Raw genomic sequence first — 17,978 nt, 5'->3', positions numbered from 1 at the left:
CGATCGGGGCGCTAGAGTGACTCCATGCACGGCCTGACGCCAGACGGACAGCTGCTCAACGACATCACCGTGGAGATCTTCGCGGTGAACGGCCGGTTCCTCCGTACCGGGGACGCGGTCTCCGGCAAGGTGGGCCTGACCTCGGCGCGCTGGCAGGTGATGGGTCTGCTGACGAACGGCCCGGCTCCGGTGGCCCATCTGGCGAGGGAGCGAGGGCTGCGCAGGCAGGCCGTCCAGCAGACCGTGGGGCGGCTGGAGGCCGAGGGCATGGTGGAGGTCGGGCCTAATCCGCGGGATCGCCGGGCGCCGCTGGTTCAGCTGACTGCGCGGGGCAAACAGGCGCTGGAGGATCTCGACCCGATCGAACGGCGGTGGATCGAGGGGCTGGCCGAGCCGTTCTCCCACGAGGACCTCGACGCGACGCTGCGGGTGCTCCGTGCGCTGCGCGGCCAGCTCGACGAGCAGCTGCGCGCGGCGGGCGAGGACGGCGGCACGGCCTGAGGCTGCCCGCGCATTATGCCGAGCGTTGAACCTCCTTTCGTAGACTGCCCGGAATCGCCCGGCGGAAATCAGGGAACGATTTCCGCCGCATTCCCGGCAGGAAAGGAATTTCGCCGTGCGGGAACTGTTCACCACCGATGTCCGGGTCGAGGTCGCGGCTTCCGCCGAGCAGGTCCGGGCGGCGGTCCTTGACCTCAGCACGTGGCCGCAGGTCCATCTCCGGACCGTGCACGTGGAATACCGGGAAAAGCACGAAAACGAGGATCTCGTCGAAATCTGGACTGGCACCGGAGACGGACTGGTGAAATCGCGGCGGATTCGCCGGCGGTGGGCTCCGGATTCGGCCCGCATCGAATTCGCCCACGAAACCGGCGACGGGCGGGAGGACGGGATGCGCGGCTGCTGGACGGTGGAACCGCGGCCGGACGGGACCACGCTGGCCGGCATGCTGCACGAGTTCACCGTCGCCGAGGACGCGATGGCGACGACGGGCGACCTCGTGACGAGTCTGGAACGCGGCAGCCGGGACTTCCTGGGCGCGCTCAAACACGCGGTGGAGAACCGCGCGGAGATCGTGCGGCTGACCACGACCGTCCGGTCCTCGGGGTTCGTGGCGGGCCCGGCCAGGACGGCTTACGACTTCCTGGCCCGCCGGGGCTCCGACGTCGGCCCGGCGATCGCGGGCGGCCCGCCCGGCCCGGCGCTGGCCCGGGTTCTCGTTCCCCCGAACAGGATCGCGTACAAACAGCTACGGCTGCCGGAAACCGTCGAGGCGCACGTCGGCCGGTGGACGCTCACCGAAAACCAGGGCGGGGTACTGGTTCGCGCCGACCAGGTCGTGCGGTTCGCGCCGGATGCCGCGGAGACGCGCGAAGAGCTGCGGAAGACTCTCACCGCCGAGCAAGCGGACCGGCTGCACGCGGTCAAGGCGCACGTGGAGAGCCTGACCGGATCGCGGTGATGGACGGATCGGGGCACGGTCTCGAAACACGTGCCCCGACCCGAGCCGGTGGTCAGTGCGCCAGCAGATCCGCCCGGAGCTGGATTCCCCGGTTGCCGAACGCGATCTGGTGCAGCACCGCGCGGTACACCGGGGTCCGGGACACCAGCATCGCCAGCTTCGGCCGGACCGCGGCCGCGACGGTGCCGGTCGAGAACATGGTTTTGCTTTGCGCCCGCTGGATTTTCGTCATCGTCGAGATGTCCCGTTGCCGGGCATCGGCGTAGCGGCGCAGGAATCCGGCGCTCGCGTCGCCCGTTCGCAACGACGCCAGCAGGACCGGGTGGGCCGCGACGGCGTCCTGGATGGCGAGGTTGATGCCTTGCGCGCCGATCGGGCCTTGCGTGTGGGCGCTGTCGCCGATCAGCAGCAGGCCGTCGAGCACCCATTGCCGTGCTTTGGCGGTGAAGACGTCCAGCAGCGAGAGGTCCTTGAAGCCGGTTATCTCGGCGTCGATCTGATCCGCGTAGCGGGGACGGCCGCGCGCAGCCGCTCCTTGACGTATCCGAGCCCGCGCGCGGCCAAGTCGCGATAACCGTGGTGGGGCAACGTCCAGCCGAGCTGAATGCGGTCGGGCACCGAGGCGTAGGCCAGCAACGGGTTGCCGCCGGCGCGGAAGATGCGGACGTCGCGCGGGGCGTCGCCGCGGTTGCGCAGCCGGAACCACAGGACGTCTTGCGCGAAGTGGTCGCGTCGCTCGTTTTCGATGCCGGCCAGTTGGCGTACCTTCGAGAACCGGCCGTCGGCACCGACGACGCAATGGGCGTGGACGGTCTGCTCTCCCGCGGCCGTCCGGCAGACCACCCCGCGGATCCTGTCGTCGTCGCGGACGAGGCCGGTGACCTTGGCCCCGCCGAGATAACTGAACTGCTGCTCCCGGTGGCAGTGTTCGAGCAGTTCGGCGAGCAGGTGCCGCTGCGGGATGCTGAGCAGGCAATTGTACGGTCCGGGCAGCCGCCGGTAATCGCCGTTGATCAGCACCCGGCCGTGTTCTTCGAGCAGGAAGCGGTCGTGTTCGTGACAGCCGCGGGCGCGGGCCCCGTCGAGCACCCCGAGCCCGGCGAGCAAAGCCTGCCCGCCGGGCTGCAGGATCTCGCCTCGGTACTCGCGCTCCAGCGACGTGGACCGTTCGACCACGGTCACCTTCGCCCCGGAACGGGCCAGCAGCAGCGCCGCGGTCAGCCCCGCCGGGCCGCCGCCGACGACGCAGAAGTCCGTGCGCTCGCCGGTCACAGGTCGAGGGTGACGTCGTACGCGGTGAGCCATTTGTTCAGCCATAGCGCCATTTCCAGACTGCCGCGGTCGTAGGGACGGCTGACCTCGCCCAGCGGGCGGTCGAGCGCTTTGCGGACCTTGGCGAGGTCGAGCAGCGGCCGGACCGGTGCGTCGGCGTCCTCGGCGACGCACCGGAGTTCAGCGCGCAGTGCTTGCGCATACGCCGGATTCTGGGTCGCTGGGTAGGGGCTTTTCACACGGTTGACCACCGAGTCCGGCAGCAGGTCCGCGGTCGCGGCGCGCAGCAGGCTCTTTTCCCTGCCGTCGAACGACTTCATCGACCACGGGACGTTGAACACGTAGTCCACCAGCCGGTGATCGCAGAACGGGACCCGGCCCTCGACGCCCGTCGCCATGCTCATCCGGTCCTTGCGGTCGAGCAGCGTCGGCAGGAACCGGGTCAGGTTCAGGTAGGTGATCTCGCGCATCCGCCGGTCCACCGGGGCCTCGCCGGGGAGCCGGGGCACCTCGGCCAGCGCCGCGCGGTAGCTGTCCTGCCGGTTGCCGGGGATGTCGAGCTTCTCCCGGAACCAGGCGTCCAGCAGGCCCAGCCCGCCGAAGTACCGCGAGGAACCGGACGTCAGCCATGGGAAGGTGTCGGCGTGCACCGCGCCGGGGTTGCGGAACCAGCGGTAGCCGCCGAACAGCTCGTCCGCGCCCTCGCCGGACAGGGCCACCGTCGACCGTTGCCGGACCGCCTTGAACAGCAGGTACAGCGAGGGCCACATGTCGCCCCAATACGCCGGGGGCAGGTCCGTCGCCCGGAGCACAGCCGCGCGGACGGCCGGGTCCGCGAGGTCGTCGCTGTCGAGGAGAATGTCGGTGTGCTCGGTCGGAACGGCACGGGCGAGGTCGTGGACGAACGGCGCATCGCTCGCCCCGCGCACGGCGTCTGGCTGGAATCCGTTCGCGGGAGCGGTAAAATCCACCGAGTACGAACGGATCCGGCCCCGGCCCGCCTCGGCGAGCGCCCGGCCGGCCAGCGCGGTGACCGCGGACGAGTCCAGCCCGCCGGACAGCAGCACGCACACCGGCACGTCGGCGACCAGCTGCCGTTCGACGGTGTCCGCCAGGAGTTCCCGCACCCGCTCGACCGTGGCGGGGAGATCGTCGGTGTGCTCGCTCGCGCTCAGGCTCCAGTAGCGGGACGGGGCGATGCCGGCGCGCGTCACCCGGAGGAGCTGGCCCGGCCGCACTTCGCGCATCCCGGAGAACACCGCGTGCTCCGGGGTGCGCACCATGTCGAGCACTTCCCGCAGGCCGTCGGCGCTGACCCGCCGCGGCACCTTGGGATGGGCCAGCACCGCTTTGGGCTCCGAACCGAACAGCACGCCGTGCTGAGTCGGGAAGTAGTACAGCGGTTTGACGCCGAGCCGGTCGCGGCCAAGGAGCAGTTCTTCGCGGCGTGCGTTCCAGACCGCGAAGGCGAACATTCCGTTCAGCCGCTGCGCGGCGTCCTCGCCCCATTGCAGGTACGCGCGCAGGAGCACCTCGGTGTCGCTTCGGGTGCGGAACCGGTGCCCGAAGGAGACGAGTTGCTCCCGCAGCTCGCGGAAATTGTAGATCTCGCCGCAGAAACTCAGCACGGCGACGGCCTCGCCGTCCTCCTCGGCGACCATCGGCTGGGCGCCGCCCTCGAGGTCGATGACCGACAGCCGCCGGTGGCCCAGCACCGCTCGCCGGCTGAGCCACCAGCCCTCCGCGTCCGGTCCCCGGCACGCCAGTGTGTCCGTCATCGCCCGTGCGACGTGCTGTTCCGCCGAAAGATCAGCCTCGAAATCCACCCATCCGGTGATTCCGCACATCGGTGCTGTCCCTTCTCCGAGTCACTGGTCACGCGGATTCGCCGAGGCACCCGTTGATCTCGTCCAGGAGCTGGCGCGGGGTCTTGGCGTTGACGACCACGTCGTCGGGCAGGGCCACCGAGCGTTCCCGCTCGATCCGGCCGATGGTGTTGAACAGGGCGAGGGAGTCGTACCCGAGGTCCTCGAACGCCGTGTCCAGAATGTCGCCGTCCAGGCCGGTGGTTTCGTCCTCGCCCGCGCATTCGCGCAGCAGCACGGTGAGGTCTTCGAGGGTGAAGCGGGTCATGACTGGGTTCCTTTCCGGAGTGTTCTGACCACGAGAGCCGAGTTGTGCCCGCGGTAGCCGCGCGCCACGATGAGCGCCGTGCGGAGATTCGCCTGCCTGGGGGAGCCGGTGACGAGGTCGATCGCTTCGGAGTAGCTGTTGTGTCCGTTGTGGACTGTCGGCGGGATGACGCTTTCCCGGATCGCCAGCAGCGCGGTGGCGACGTCCAATGGCGCACCGCCGCCGAGCAGCCGGCCGGTCATCGTTTTCGGTGCGGTGACTGGTACTCCGCGCGGACCGAAGAGCGCGGCCAGCGTCTCGGCTTCCAGCCGGTCGGACTCGGGCTCACCGACCGCGTCGGCGAACACCACGTCCACGTCGGCCGGCTCGGTTCCGGCGTCGGCGAGTGCCATTTCGATCGCGCGGCGCAAGCCGGGTTCGCCGCCCCGGCCCGGTGCCGGGTCGAAGGTCGCCGCGTAACCGGCGATCTCGCCGTACGGATCGGTGACGCCGCGTTCGCGCGCAGCTGCGGGGTCCTCGATCACCAGCAGCGCGCCGCCTTCCCCAGGAACGTAGCCGTCGGCGCGGAGGTCGAACGGACGGTAAGCCAGCCGCGGATCCTCGGTCCGGCTCAGCCGCCCGGACCTCGTCATGCACAGCAGCGACCACGGGCACAGCGAGCCGTCCACCCCGCCGGTCACCATCAGCGCCGTGCCGTCGCGGATGCGGCGGCGGGCCTTGGCCACCGCGTCCAGCCCGCCCGCCTGCTCGGCGACCAGCGCGGAACCGGGTCCGCGCATTCCGTGCCGGATCGCGATCTGCCCGGTGTTGACCGGATAGAACCAGGCGAACGACTGGTACGCGCTCACGTAGGAGCCGCCTTTGCTCCACAGCGCCTGCAGTTCCTTCTGCCCGAACTCGAAACCTCCGCCGGACGCGGCCGTGACCACGCCCGCCGCGTACTCGGCCATGCTCCGCGGATCCGCGTGCGCGTCGGCGAGCGCCTCGTCAGCGGCCAGCAGCGCCAGCCGGGTCATGTGGTCGGTCTGCGGCAGCATCCGCCCGGACAGCCGCTCTCCGACCGCGGCGTCGACCTCGCCGGCGATCCGGGTGGTGTAGCCCGCCGGGTCGAACCGGCTGATCCGGCCGAGCCCGCTTCGCCCGCGCAAGGTCGCCGCCCAGTACTCGGCTGTGCCGACCCCGTTCGGGGCCACCACGCCGATCCCCGTCACCACCGGCGCCACCGAGGTGCGGCCCCGCGCCGGACCGGTCCGCACCGCCGCGGCGGTCATGCTCTCGCCCTTTCCGGCTTGGTCAGGACGATCGCGCTCTGGAAGCCGCCGAAGCCGCTAGCGACGCTGAGCGCGACGTCGACCCGCTGTTCCCGCGCGACCAGCGGCACGTAGTCGAGATCGCACTCCGGGTCCGGCTCGTGCAGGTTCGCGGTGGGCGGGATCAGGGACTGGTCGATCGCGAGCGCGCAGGCGGCGACCTCCAGCGAGCAGATCGCGCCGAGCGAATGGCCGATCATCGATTTGATGGAGCTGACCGGCGTCCGGTACGCGTGCGTGCCGAGGCTCGTTTTCAGCGCCGCGGTTTCGTGCCGGTCGTTCTGCTTGGTCGCCGAACCGTGCGCGTTGACGTAGTCGACGTCGCCGGGTTCGAGCCCGGCATTGCCGATCGCGTGCGTGATCGCCTCGGCCATTTCCCGGCCGTCCGCGCGCAGTCCGGTCATGCTGTGGGCGTTGCTCCGCCCGGCGTGCCCGGCGATCTCGGCGTAGGCGCGCGCACCGCGGCGGCGAGCGTGCTCCAGTTCCTCCAGCACGAAGACCGCGGCCCCCTCGCCGAGCGCGAAACCGTTGCGGGTGCGGTCGAACGGGCGCGAGGCGGTAGCGGGCTCGTCGTTGCGCGGGGTGGTCGCTTTGATCGCGTCGAAGCACGCGACGGTGATCGGGGAGATCGCCGCGTCCGACGCCCCGGCGATCACCACGTCCGCCTCACCGTCGGCGATGAGGTCCGTCGCGTGGCCGACGACGTCGATGCCCGAGGTGCATCCGGTGGACACGATCCCGACCGGTCCCTCCGCCTCGGCCAGCCAGGCGATCTCGGCGGCCATCGAGGACGGCAGGAAGTAGTCGTAGAGGTAGGGCACGCCGTGCCGGTCGTCCACCAGCCAGTTCCGGCCGCTGTCGCTCACCACCGCGTACTCGCGGTCGAGGCTCGCGGTCATCCCGCACGCGGTGCCGAGCATCACCCCGGTCCGGTGCGGTTCCGCTTCGCCGCTGATGCCGCTGTCGGCCATCGCCTCCCGCGTCGCGACGACGGCGAACTGCGTCGTGCGGTCCCATTTCCGGATCTGCTGCTGGCTCAGCCCCGAGGCGACCGGGTCGAAATCGCATTCGGCGGCCACGTGCGAGCGGAACGGGGCGGGGTCGAACGCCGTGATCGTGCGGGTGGCCGTGCGGCCGTTCGCGAGCAGGTCCCAGAACCGCTTGACGCCCACCCCTCCCGGCGCCACCACGCCGATTCCGGTCAGCAGCACTCGACGGCCGCCGTCTGGTCCAGACACTGGCTTTCCTCTTCTCGTTCGGAGATTGGCGAACTTGTCCTCGGGCGGGTCACTCGAGCAGCGCGACCGCTCTGGTCCAGCCCGCTCCCGCGCCGGAGATCTTGACCGGGAAGCAGCTCACGGCGAACCCGGTCGCCGCGGGCAGCGCACCGAGGTTCGCGAGCCGTTCGATCTGGCAGTACTCCCGTTCCCGGCCGGCGAAGTGCGCGGGCCACAGCACGCCGCGGTCCCCGGTCTCGGCGTACTGGGCGATCATGTGCGCGAACGGCGCGTCGAGGCTGAACGCGTCGGTGCCGATCACCCGGATTCCCAGGTCCAGCAACAGATTCGTGGCGGTGCCGTCGAGTCCGGTGAAATCGGTGAAGTACTTCGGTGAACCCGCCAGCGCGTCGGCCCCGGTGTGCAGGAGCACGATGTCGCCCGGACGCGGCTGGTAACCGATGACGTCGAACTGCCCGCGCAGGTCGTCCGCGCCCACTGTTCCGGTCGGTGCCCACGTCAGGTCGAGCACTACGCCGGGGCCGTGGAACCACTCCAGCGGCAGCTCGTCGATGTGCCGTGGCGTGCCGACGCAGGTTTTCCAGCCGTAGTGCGACGGTGCGTCCACGTGCGTGCCCGTGTGCGTGGTCAGGGTCAGCGTGTCCAGCGACAGCATTTCGCCCATCGGGAGGACCGCCGGGTCGAAGTCGATGCCCCAGTTCTCCCGCAGCTGGGCGGCCATGCGCTCGGCGCCTTCCGCGGGCGAGAGGACCTTGTGCTCGACGGGGTTGGCTTCCCACTCCGCCGAAGCGTCCACTGTGGACGACAGATCGAGGTACCGCATCGCCTTCCTCACTTCGGGCTAGTCTCGGAAGCGCGCACCGAGGGACGGAAACCGGCTGCGCGCAGCACGGACGCGAGAGCGCCGATCCGTCCGGCCGCGCACAGATATCCGTCCGGGCGCACCAGCGCGAACTCGTCCGGACCGAGCCCAGAAGTCGCGACGCAGCGCCGCACCCGGATCGGCCAGGGGACCCGGACCGCTGTCCCCGCGTTCGGAAACCGTGCGCACGCTGATCGCGTCGCTGACCGCACCGGCTTCTCCCGTGCACAGCAGCGTCCACCGGGGGTCGGTCATTTCTTCGGCGTACAGCGTGTGCCAGCCGACGGAAGCGCGCTCGGTCTCCGCCGAGCAGCCGACCCGGTCGCCGGGGGAGAACCCGGCGCGGTCCGGCGCGCCCACGGAGAGCGGGCTTTCCCGGTAGTGCAGGCCAAGCCCGCAGAACCCGCGGATCATCTTGCCCTCGATTGCCTGTTTGAGCGGCCGGACCCGGTTCACCACCGCCAAGCCCGCCGGCATCGCGATCGGGGCCAGCGCGTTGCGCAAGGCCACGAGCGCGGTCGCTTTCCGGGTCGAGGCGAGCAGCGTCTTGCCGACCGGCACCCGTTCGGCGTCGTAGCTGTCCAGCAGCGACGGATCGCTGTGCCCCTTGACGACCGAGGCGAGCTTCCAGGCGAGATTGTGGCCGTCCTGGATGCCGGTGTTCATGCCCTGTCCGGACGCCGGGCTGTGCACGTGGGCGGCGTCTCCGGCCAGGAAGCACCGGCCGGAGTGCATCCGCTCGATCCGGCGCTGCTGCACGGTGAACACCGAGATCCAGCTCGGCTCGGACACCGCGACCGGACGGCCGAGCGCCTTCGAGATCCGCTGGGTGACCCTGGCACGGACCCGGACCGGGTCGTCGTCGTGCGCGGTGTCCTCGGTGTCGATCACCCGCCATTTGCCCGGCGTGGGGAACGGGACGCACAGGAGGGTTCCGGAGCCGTCGTGCACCAGGTGGTGGCTGTCGGTCGGCAGGTCAACGTCGAGCATGACGTCAGCGTTGAGCCACGTTTCCGTCGAATCGCCGAGCAGCGGGAACCCGAGCGTCCGGCGCACCACGCTGTGCGCGCCGTCCGTGCCGACCATCCACGGCACCGCCTGCTGGTGCTCGCCGTGCTGGTCGCGGAGAACCGCTCGCACCCCGTCGGGGGAGTGGGCGAACGAGACGAGTTCGGTGTTCCACTCGACCTCGACCCCTTGCGCGGAAAGGCTTTCCCGGAGAGTCTGTTCGGTGAGCACCTGGTCGACCATGATGCTGTAGGGATACCGGGTCGGCAGGTCGGCGTAGTTGGTGTCGAACCGGACCAGCGTCCGGCCGCGCAGGTGCAGCGTGAAGTGCACGATCTGCCGTCCGCGGGGGAGCAGGGCGTCGACCAGCCCCATCTGATGGCAGATCTCCAGCGTGCGCGCGTGCACCGACAGTGCCCGGCTGGTGGTGGCGGGTCCCTCCGCGCGGTCGACCAGGCGGATCCGCACGGACCGCCGGACCAGTTCGTGCGCGACGGTCAGTCCGACCGGCCCGGCGCCGACGACCAGCACCTCCGGGTCACGCATGAGCGGTCTCCGCGGCCGATTCGGCGAACGCTTTCGCCAAGCCCAGCGTGTCCCTGCTGTTGCCGCCCGCAGCGTTGCGGACGAACTCGCGCGCGGTGGCGACGGTCGCGTCCGGGCCGAGGACCGGGCGGATGTTCTCCTCGTTGAGCGTGACGCGGTGCCAGGAGGTCACCCGGACGCCGTCGCTCACCGGGGTGAACGACCACCGGCCGAGATGCGCGGTCATCAGCGACGGCGGCTGGGTCTGCTTGTAGACGATGTCCTTGCCGGTGCGGCAGAGCCGGATCGACTCGGTGGTGTGCGTCGAGCCGTCCTTGGCCGAGGTGTCCATGGACATCTCCTGGACGTTCTCGACCGGCTCGCGCAGTTCGAGCCTGGACACGTGCGGGAGGCGGGACGGCCATTCGGCGGCCCGGTAGAAGAAGTCGTAAACGTCCGCCAGCGGCGCCCGGACCACGACGCTGTCGTCGAATTCGAACAGCAATTCGCCCAAGCGGTCCCAACGCTCGGCGAGTGCCTTGATGTTGCCGAGTTCGGTGGTGCTGTTGCGGTCGGTCGCCTGCTGGATCCACTCGACCGACTCGGGCTTGTCGTCGATCGCGGAGAAGTCGTGCTCCAGCACCAGCCGGGTGCCGTCGCCGTGTTCGCGGACGGTCCATTCCCCGCTCATCGACGCCACCGGCGGCGCGGACACGGTCTGGCGGAAGCGCACGCGGCCCGCGCCGGGGTCGAGTTCGCGCAGCGATGTCCAGTTCTTCACCGTATCGTTCGCCTTCGCCCAGATGACCAGCTGCTCGGTGTTCGCGTCTACTTGGGACTGTTCGACGTGGATCGTCGGTGCGAAGTGCTGCGGCCACGAGGTGGCGTCGGCGATGATCCGGTAAACGACCTCGGCCGGTGCGCGGACGTCGATGTGATGTTCGGTGTGGTGTCGCATTTTCGGCTCCCGGAGGGGTCGCGGAGGTCAGTAGATGCCAAGGCCGCCGCAGACGTTGAGCGCCTGCGCGGTGACGGAGGCCGCGGTTTCGGTGGTCAGGTAGCAGACCATCCCGGCTACTTCCTCGGCGCTGGAGTAGCGGCCGAGCGGGATCTTCGCGTTGAACCGGGAGAGCACCTCGTCCTCGGAGATCCCCCAGGTGCCGGCGTAGGCCTGGCGCACCCGCACGGCCATCGGGGTTTCGACGTAGCCGGGGCACACCGCGTTGACAGTGACCCCGGTGAGCGCCAGCTCTTTGGCCAGTGCCTTGGTGAACCCGATGACACCTGCCTTCGCGGCCGAGTAGGGCGCGCCGAGCGGGACCCCTTGTTTGCCGCCGGTGGAGGCGACGTTGATGATCCGGCCGCGCGTGCCGGCCTCGGGCAGCCGCCCGATGGTCAGCGCCGCGCGGGTCATCAGGAAGACACTGTTGAGGTTCGTGTCCACGACGTCGTACCACAGTTCGTCGGGGATCTCGGCCGTGACGCCGCCGCCGTTGCGGCCCGCGTTGTTCACCAGCACGGTGACCGGGCCGAATCTGTCCACAGCGGACTGGACGAACCGGTGGACCGACTCGGCGGACCGGACGTCGCAGTCGGTGCCGTCCACGTCGAAACCGCTGTCCTGCAGCCGTTTGACCGTATCGCTCACGTTCGCCGCGGTCCGTGCGCAGAAGTAGACCTTGGTGCCCTGCGCGACCAGCTGCTCGACTACGGCCAAGCCGATCCCGCTCGTGGCGCCGGTGACCAATGCGACCGGCGCGGTACTGGAGGTGCTCATGCGTTGCCCTTCGCCTGCTGGGTCTGGGATCGCCACCCACCTTGTCTTCCGCGGTTCGAAACTCGTCGTACGCCGCTTAGAGACGGCGGTTCCAGCGATCCTCGAAGCACCGGTGCCAGGCTCGCCAGGCAACCGCGAGTACGCCGCACCGATTGGGAGGGCCACATGACGCGCACGGCGCAGCAGGCCGGCCGGGAGCACGATTTCCGGCTCTACACCGAGGTTCAGCATTTCTACGGGCGTCAGATGCGTTTCCTCGACGAGGGCGCCGTCGAACAGTGGGCAGGCACTTTCGCCGAGGACGGCGTGTTCGAGGCGAACACGCTGCTGCAGACGGGACGGCCCGCGATCGAGAACGGCGCCCGCGAGACCACGGCGAAACTCGAGGCGTCCGGGCTCCAGCGCCGGCACTGGCTGGGGATGCTCGAGGTGCAGGAACAGCCGGACGGGACGGTGCTCGCGAAGACCTACGCCATCGTGTACACCACGCCGCGCGGCGGGAAGCCAGCCGCCGACTTCAGCTGCAGCTGCCAGGACGTCCTGGCGCGGGGCGACGGGGAGTTCCAGGTCCTGCGCCGCGAAGTCCGCCGCGACGACCTGTCCGCGGCGTGAATTCCCGGAAAGACGCGGAGCCGGCCATGACAGTGAGCATGACCAGTGGTCCGCCGCTCGCCGACCTCGACGGGTTGATCGGCGGCCCGCTGGTGGACGATTTACTGGTACGAGCGGTCCGGCGGTCGCCGGACAAGGTGGCGGTCCGGTCCCGGGACACGACGCGGACCTATGCCGAACTCAACGAGGAGGTCGGCCGGTTCGCCGCGGCGATCCACGAGAGCGTGGAGCCGGGCGAAGTGGTGGCGCTGGCGTCGGTGCTCGACCCGGCCTTTCCGCTCGCGTTCTTCGGACTCTGCCGGGTCGGGGCGATTCCGGCGCTGGTCAACCCGTTGCTGCGCGAGGAGGCGCTGGCACACGTACTGGCCACCTGCGCCGCCACGGTCGCGATCATCCCGCCGGAGCTGTACCCGCGCCTCGCCACGATCCGCGACCGCCTGCCGCGGTTGCGTTCGGTGGTGCTGACGCATCGAGGCCCCGAAACCGATCCGGCCGCCCGCGCATTGCCGACCGTGGCCGACCTCGTGGCGGCGGGCACCGGGAGCGCGCCGCCCACGCCCGCGACCAGCCACGACATCGCCTGCCTGCAATTCACCAGCGGCACCACGGGACCGGCGAAAGTGGTCCGCCTGTCGCATTACAACCTGGTGGTCAACGCGGCGCAGACGGCACTCGCGCAGCGGCTCACGGCGACGTCGGTGGTGTTCAACTACCTGCCGACGTTCCACCTCATGCACCTCACCATCAGTGTCACCGCGGGAGCGTCGCTGGTTCTCTGGACTGGTGACGACGTCGCGGAGGCGGTCGACGCGGCGGATCGGTTTGGCGCGACGCACTTTTACAGCCTTCCGGTGCGGCTTTCGCGGCTTGCGTCCGATGAACGGCTGCCCCAGATGCGGGCCCGTTCGCTGCAAGCGGTGTTGTGCGGGGGATCGGCGTTGCCCAGCTTCGCCACGGAAACCCTGACCCGGCAGTTCGGCGTGCCGGTCGCCCAAGGCTACGGGCTGCAGGAGACGTCGCCGCTGCTCCACTTCGACGACCTCGACGCGCCGACCCTGTTGTCGTCCGGGCGTCCGGTCGCCGGGACCGACTGCCGGATCGTGCGCATCGGAGCGGAGCGGGACGTGCTCCCGGTCGGCGAGAAGGGCGAGATCCAGGTCCGCGGTCCGCAGCTGATGCTGGGCTATCACGACCAGGACCTCGCGAGAGTGGTGGACGCCGAAGGCTGGTTCTCCACCGGCGACGTCGGCCACGTCGACAGCACTGGCCGGTTGTTCGTCTCGGACCGGATCAAAGACGTGTTCAAATGCGACAACTGGCTGGTCTCGCCGACCGAGATCGAACGGGTGCTGCGCCGTCATCCTCAGGTGGCGGACTGCGCTGTCTTCGACTTCCCGGACACCTTCAGCGGCGCGGTCGCTTACGCGCTGGTGGTCCCACGCGACGAAAAACAGGCTGATCCGGCCAGTTTCGCCGCCTACATCGCAGAACGGCTGCCGTACTACGAACATCTGCGCGACGTCGAGCTGATCGACGCGATTCCCCGTTCGGCCAACGGAAAGGTCCAGCGGCGCGATTTGCGGGCGAGAGCGTCCGCCCGCACCCACGATCCCGAGAACAGGAGAGCGTCATGTACACGTTCATCAACCGGTTCACCGTCTCCGGCGACACAGCCGAATTCGAGCGGCTGATCGGCGAGATCACCGATCACATGCAGACACAGCCGGGTTTCGGGTCGCACGCGCTGTACCGTTCCGGCCGGAATGCCAACGTCTACCTCGAAATCGCCCTGTGGGACAGCGCCGCCGACCACCAGGCGGCCACCGGCAGCCCGGAGTTCCGCAGCCGCGTCCAGCAGGTGATCAAGCTCGCCGCCGCCGACCCCGCCCCGTTCGACCTGGTCTCCGAGCACGCCGCGGGCAAGGTCGCGTGACGTTGCCATGACGCCGGTCGCGCTGCTTCTGCCGGGACAAGGCTCCCAGCACCACGGCATGGCAGTGCCGCTGTACGGGTACGAACCGGTGTTCAGCGAACAAATGGACGCCTTCTTCGCCGATCTCGGCACCGTCGGCGGCCGGCTGCGTTCGGCGTGGCTCAGCGACGATCCCGACACGCCCATCCACGACGCCGCGCTCGCTCAGCCGTTGCTGTTCGCCATCGGGCACGCGCTCGGCCGGACCCTGATCGCACACGGGGTCCGGCCGGCGGCCTTGCTCGGGCACAGCATCGGCGAACTGGCGGCGGCCGCTCTCGCGGGCGTGTTCGACCGGCGCGCGGCCGCGGCGATCATGCGTGGCCGGCTGGCCGCGATGGCCGACGCGGCGCCAGGCGAGATGTATGCGGCGGGAGCTTCGGCGGAGAAGGTGGAGCCTTATCTCAGCCCGGCCGTGGCGATCGGTGCGATCAACGGACCCGCCGTCACCGTCCTTTCCGGACCCCGGCCCCAGCTGGCGGCGGTCGCGGATCGCCTTGCGAGCGAAGGCATCCGCGGCCTTTCAGTGCCCGCGGATCTGCCTTTTCACAGCCCGAAGATGGCGGCGGTGGTCCCCCGGTTCGAGCAGGCCTTCGACCGGGTGCCGCTGCACGCCCCGGCCGTCCCGATCTATTCGACGCGCACTGCGGCTCCGATCGGCCCGGACGAGGCCAGGACGCCCGGGTTCTGGGCCGGGCAACTCGCGACGCCGGTGCTGTACTGGCCCGCGCTGTGCGCGTTGCTGCGATCTGGCGATTACACGCTGGTCGAGGCGGGACCGGGCGGAATGCTGTCCGTGCTGGCCCGCCGCCATCCGGCCGTCCGACGGGGAACCAGCGCCGCGCTGCCACTGCTGCCGCCGACCGCGGCCACGACCCGCGAAACCTGGCACGCGGCGCTGGCTCAGCTCACCGGCGGGTGACCTCCGCGTGTGTTCCGGCGACCCAGGTTCCCGGCATCCGGTAAGCCCGGCTCCTCCAACTCGGCCGGGGCGGGGTGCGGGCTGGCCGGGTTTCGGTCCGGCCAGCCACCAGCCACAGCGCCGCGAGCACCGCGGCGATTTCGTCGTCCGCGGGAGCGCCCCGCAGGACGACCAACACCGGCTCGCTCACGACGGCGGGTTCCCGTGTTTGCGCGCCGGCAGTTCGGAGTGCTTGGCGCGCAACATCTCCAGCGCGTCGATGAGCACCAGCCGCGTGTCGGCCGGGTCGATCACGTCGTCCACGAGACCGCGTTCGGCCGCGTAGAACGGATGCATCAGCTCCCGCACGTACTCTTTGACCAGGTGTTCGCGCGCCGCGTCGGGATCGGCGGCGTGCTCGATCTCCCGGCGGAACACGATGTTCGCCGCGCCGTCCGCGCCCATCACGGCGATTTCGTTGGAGGGCCAGGCGAACGAGACGTCCGCGCCGATCGAACGGGAGTCCATCACGATGTACGCCCCGCCGTAGGCCTTGCGCACGACGAGCTGGACGCGCGGCACAGTGGCGTTGCAGTAGGCGTAGAGCAGCTTCGCGCCGTGCCGGATGATGCCGCCGTGTTCCTGGCTGCGGCCGGGGAGGAAACCGGGCACGTCCACCAGCGTCACGAGCGGGATGCTGAACGCGTCGCAGGTCTGCACGAACCGCGCCGCCTTCTCCGAGGCGTGGATGTCCAGCACCCCGGCGAACGACGCGGGCTGATTCGCCACGATCCCGACCACGTGGCCGGCCATTCGCGCGAATCCGCAGATGACGTTCTGCGCCCAGGACGCGTGCACCTCGAACAGGTCGCCGTCGTCGATGATCTCTTCGATCACCGTGCGCATGTCGTAGGCCTGATTCGGATCGCCGGGGACGAGGTCCAGCAGCGCCGGGCAGCGTCGCGCGGGATCGTCGCTAGGCACGACGACCGGTGGCAGCTCACGGTTGTTGGCGGGCAGCATCGAGAGCAGATGACGCACCTCGGCGAGGCAATCGTCCTCGGTGTCGTACACGAACCCGGCGGCGCCCGAGACTGCCGCGTGCACGTCCGCGCCGCCGAGGTCCTCGTGCGAGATCTCTTCGCCGGTCACCGACCGCACCACGTCCGGGCCGGTGATGTACATCTGCGCGATACCCCGCACCATGAATACGAAATCGGTCAACGCCGGCGAATAGGTCGCACCACCGGCGCACGGTCCCAGCATGACGCTGATCTGCGGGATCACCCCGGAAGCCTTCACATTCCGGCGAAAGATCCCGCCATATCCGGCGAGCGCGGTCACCCCCTCCTGGATCCGCGCGCCCGCACCGTCCGACAACGCCACCAGCGGCGCCCCGGCGGTCTCGGCCAGATCCATGACCTTGTGGATTTTCTCCGCGTGCGCCTCGCCGAGCGAACCGCCGAAAATCCGGAAATCGTGCGCGTAGGCGAACACTTTCCGCCCGTACACCGTTCCCCATCCGGTCACCACCCCGTCCGAATACGGACGGCGGTCCTCAAGCCCGAATCCGAACGCCCGATGCCGCCGGAACCCCTCCACCTCCCGAAACGAACCGGCGTCGAACAGCAGCTCCAGCCGCTGCCGCACGGTCAGCTTCCCCTTGGCGCGCTGCCGCTCCGTCGCCGCGGCCGACGGACCCTCGAGTACCTGTTCCCTAGCCGCCCCCAGTTCTTCGACGCGGGCCCGCAAATCGTGCGGGCTTCCGAGGCTTGGCTTATTCGTCGCAGTCACGTCTTCATACGTAACTCCGGACCGTTAAAGAATGCTTCGAACATCCCGCGTGAAGGTCCGTGGACGAAGGCCTGACGAAAAGCGCGGTCTCAGCGCAGACGGCTGCCGAAAAACGACACGATCTCGCGCACAGCACCGTTCCGCTGCTGCGCCGGGGTCAATTTACCGACACAGCCCGGCGTCGTGTCGTCCTCGCCGCCGATTTTTCCGGGTGACCATTCGGTGTTGTAGAAGTTGTGGTTCGCCCCGGCGAGCGTCACCGCGCTGGCGTCGGGATTGCGTCCCGCCACGTCGTCGACGTACTGCTGACCCACGGTGCCGACAGCGCCGTCGCAGCTGCTGAGGACCACCTTGAACGGCACCCGGGTGACGAGCACGTCGCTGTTGTCGTCCTCGGTGGAGTTGAAGTAGACCGGCGCGAGCGGGACGACCGCGCGGATCCGGACGCCGGCGGGCCATTCGGGCGTGTGCTTGTCGGACGCCTGCCACATTACGCCCTTGCCGCCGCGGGAATGTCCCATCGTGCCGACGCGGGAGAGATCGACGTGCCCCCGGAACCGCGAGAGGCTGCCCGCCAGCGGTCCTTCGCCGCGTGCGAGGTCGCGCCACAGCTCCAGGTGCTTGTTGACCAGATGGGCGCGCGAGAAGTAGCCCTCGTCGCCGAGGAGGTGCGCGTTGATGGCGTTGGCGCTGATCGAAACGACGATGAACCCCCGTTCGGCCAGTTTCTCGCCGAGGTAGTCGTAGCCGCGGTAGCTCGGCAGCGTGCGCTGGCCTGGCGGGCACGGCCAGTCACCCTGCGGCGTTCTCGCGACCGGGTCCACGCAGCTCCACCAGCTGCCGTGCTCCTGCACGATCAGCGGATGCGGACGGCCGCCGAGATCGCGCGGATAGTGCACGACCGCGGCCAGCTCCATCGGCACGGACACGGTGGGGTCGTGGAAGGCCTGGTCGCCGAGGTTGTATTCGAGGACGCCAACACGCGGCGCGGCGGTCGCTTGCGGTGCCAGGGCGGTGGCCAACACCAGCGCCAGCACGGCGACGGCGGTGCGAAGGAAAGTCATGCCGGAAAGAGTGCCGAAGAAGTGTCAAGGACTCATGAGCGTCGCTGA

General features: G+C 69.7%; 19 protein-coding genes. 6 read left to right on the top strand and 13 right to left on the bottom strand.

What is annotated here, in order from left to right; genetic code table 11:
- Positions 1-24 precede the first annotated feature (24 nt).
- On the top strand, positions 25-501 hold the full coding sequence (locus RPX00_RS47585) for a MarR family winged helix-turn-helix transcriptional regulator (RefSeq protein ID WP_406636080.1): 477 nt from the start codon (positions 25-27) through the stop codon (positions 499-501).
- A gap of 115 nt (positions 502-616) precedes the next feature.
- A complete protein-coding gene (locus RPX00_RS47580) occupies positions 617-1,462 on the top strand; it encodes an SRPBCC family protein (protein WP_406636078.1) in 846 nt (281 codons plus the stop codon).
- Between the two features lie 52 nt (positions 1,463-1,514).
- Here RPX00_RS47580 and RPX00_RS47575 read toward each other — a convergent pair whose 3' ends face one another.
- The 10 genes from RPX00_RS47575 to RPX00_RS47530 are packed head-to-tail and all read right to left on the bottom strand — an operon-like array spanning position 1,515 to position 11,587.
- Positions 1,515-1,886, bottom strand: a complete 372-nt coding sequence (locus RPX00_RS47575) for an FAD-dependent monooxygenase (RefSeq protein WP_406636076.1) — start codon at positions 1,884-1,886, stop codon at positions 1,515-1,517.
- A gap of 56 nt (positions 1,887-1,942) precedes the next feature.
- Positions 1,943-2,734 (bottom strand): FAD-dependent oxidoreductase, encoded by a 792-nt coding sequence (locus RPX00_RS47570; protein ID WP_406636074.1) that lies wholly within the window; start codon positions 2,732-2,734, stop codon positions 1,943-1,945.
- Complete coding sequence (gene asnB, locus RPX00_RS47565) at positions 2,731-4,581, bottom strand: asparagine synthase (glutamine-hydrolyzing) (RefSeq protein ID WP_406636071.1); 1,851 nt, start codon at positions 4,579-4,581, stop codon at positions 2,731-2,733. The genes RPX00_RS47570 and asnB overlap by 4 nt, the downstream gene beginning before the upstream one ends.
- A gap of 28 nt (positions 4,582-4,609) precedes the next feature.
- Positions 4,610-4,867: an acyl carrier protein gene (locus RPX00_RS47560; protein ID WP_406636069.1), complete on the bottom strand. Its 258-nt coding sequence runs from the start codon at positions 4,865-4,867 to the stop codon at positions 4,610-4,612.
- A complete protein-coding gene (locus RPX00_RS47555; RefSeq protein WP_406636067.1) occupies positions 4,864-6,138 on the bottom strand; it encodes a ketosynthase chain-length factor in 1,275 nt (424 codons plus the stop codon). The genes RPX00_RS47560 and RPX00_RS47555 overlap by 4 nt, the downstream gene beginning before the upstream one ends.
- The gene (locus RPX00_RS47550; RefSeq protein WP_406636065.1) at positions 6,135-7,415 is read right to left on the bottom strand and encodes a beta-ketoacyl-[acyl-carrier-protein] synthase family protein; all 1,281 of its coding nucleotides are present in this window, start codon (positions 7,413-7,415) and stop codon (positions 6,135-6,137) included. The genes RPX00_RS47555 and RPX00_RS47550 overlap by 4 nt, the downstream gene beginning before the upstream one ends.
- Before the next feature lie 49 nt (positions 7,416-7,464).
- Positions 7,465-8,238, bottom strand: a complete 774-nt coding sequence (locus RPX00_RS47545) for a cyclase family protein (protein ID WP_406636063.1) — start codon at positions 8,236-8,238, stop codon at positions 7,465-7,467.
- An 18-nt stretch (positions 8,239-8,256) separates the two neighbouring features.
- The gene (locus tag RPX00_RS47540; protein ID WP_406636061.1) at positions 8,257-9,831 is read right to left on the bottom strand and encodes an FAD-dependent monooxygenase; all 1,575 of its coding nucleotides are present in this window, start codon (positions 9,829-9,831) and stop codon (positions 8,257-8,259) included.
- Positions 9,824-10,768 (bottom strand): aromatase/cyclase, encoded by a 945-nt coding sequence (locus RPX00_RS47535; protein WP_406636059.1) that lies wholly within the window; start codon positions 10,766-10,768, stop codon positions 9,824-9,826. The genes RPX00_RS47540 and RPX00_RS47535 overlap by 8 nt, the downstream gene beginning before the upstream one ends.
- A gap of 27 nt (positions 10,769-10,795) precedes the next feature.
- Entirely contained in the window at positions 10,796-11,587 is a 792-nt protein-coding gene (locus tag RPX00_RS47530; RefSeq protein WP_406636057.1) for an SDR family NAD(P)-dependent oxidoreductase, read from the bottom strand.
- A gap of 165 nt (positions 11,588-11,752) precedes the next feature.
- On the opposite strand from RPX00_RS47530, the gene RPX00_RS47525 reads away from it, so the two are divergent.
- The 4 genes from RPX00_RS47525 to RPX00_RS47510 are packed head-to-tail and all read left to right on the top strand — an operon-like array spanning position 11,753 to position 15,093.
- The gene (locus RPX00_RS47525) at positions 11,753-12,199 is read left to right on the top strand and encodes a nuclear transport factor 2 family protein (protein WP_406636055.1); all 447 of its coding nucleotides are present in this window, start codon (positions 11,753-11,755) and stop codon (positions 12,197-12,199) included.
- 26 nt (positions 12,200-12,225) lie between these two features.
- Complete coding sequence (locus tag RPX00_RS47520; protein WP_406636053.1) at positions 12,226-13,890, top strand: class I adenylate-forming enzyme family protein; 1,665 nt, start codon at positions 12,226-12,228, stop codon at positions 13,888-13,890.
- A complete protein-coding gene (locus RPX00_RS47515; protein WP_406636051.1) occupies positions 13,830-14,132 on the top strand; it encodes an antibiotic biosynthesis monooxygenase family protein in 303 nt (100 codons plus the stop codon). Before RPX00_RS47520 ends, RPX00_RS47515 begins: the two co-directional genes overlap by 61 nt.
- 7 nt (positions 14,133-14,139) lie before the next feature.
- Positions 14,140-15,093 (top strand): acyltransferase domain-containing protein, encoded by a 954-nt coding sequence (locus tag RPX00_RS47510; RefSeq protein ID WP_406636049.1) that lies wholly within the window; start codon positions 14,140-14,142, stop codon positions 15,091-15,093.
- On the opposite strand, the gene RPX00_RS47505 is transcribed toward RPX00_RS47510, so the two are convergent.
- The 3 genes from RPX00_RS47505 to RPX00_RS47495 form a co-directional block, all read right to left on the bottom strand.
- Positions 15,080-15,283, bottom strand: coding sequence for an acyl-CoA carboxylase subunit epsilon (locus tag RPX00_RS47505; protein WP_406636047.1), 204 nt, complete (start codon positions 15,281-15,283; stop codon positions 15,080-15,082). The genes RPX00_RS47510 and RPX00_RS47505 overlap by 14 nt on opposite strands.
- Positions 15,280-16,866 (bottom strand): acyl-CoA carboxylase subunit beta, encoded by a 1,587-nt coding sequence (locus tag RPX00_RS47500; protein WP_406636045.1) that lies wholly within the window; start codon positions 16,864-16,866, stop codon positions 15,280-15,282. The genes RPX00_RS47505 and RPX00_RS47500 overlap by 4 nt, the downstream gene beginning before the upstream one ends.
- 89 nt (positions 16,867-16,955) lie before the next feature.
- Positions 16,956-17,930, bottom strand: a complete 975-nt coding sequence (locus RPX00_RS47495) for an alpha/beta hydrolase family protein (protein WP_406636043.1) — start codon at positions 17,928-17,930, stop codon at positions 16,956-16,958.
- Positions 17,931-17,978 lie beyond the last annotated feature (48 nt).

It is taken from the genome of Amycolatopsis sp. WGS_07, from assembly GCF_045278895.1.
Taxonomy (GTDB): domain Bacteria; phylum Actinomycetota; class Actinomycetes; order Mycobacteriales; family Pseudonocardiaceae; genus Amycolatopsis.
Note: the sequence above shows the minus strand (reverse complement) of the source record. Positions and strands in the feature narration are given on the sequence as shown.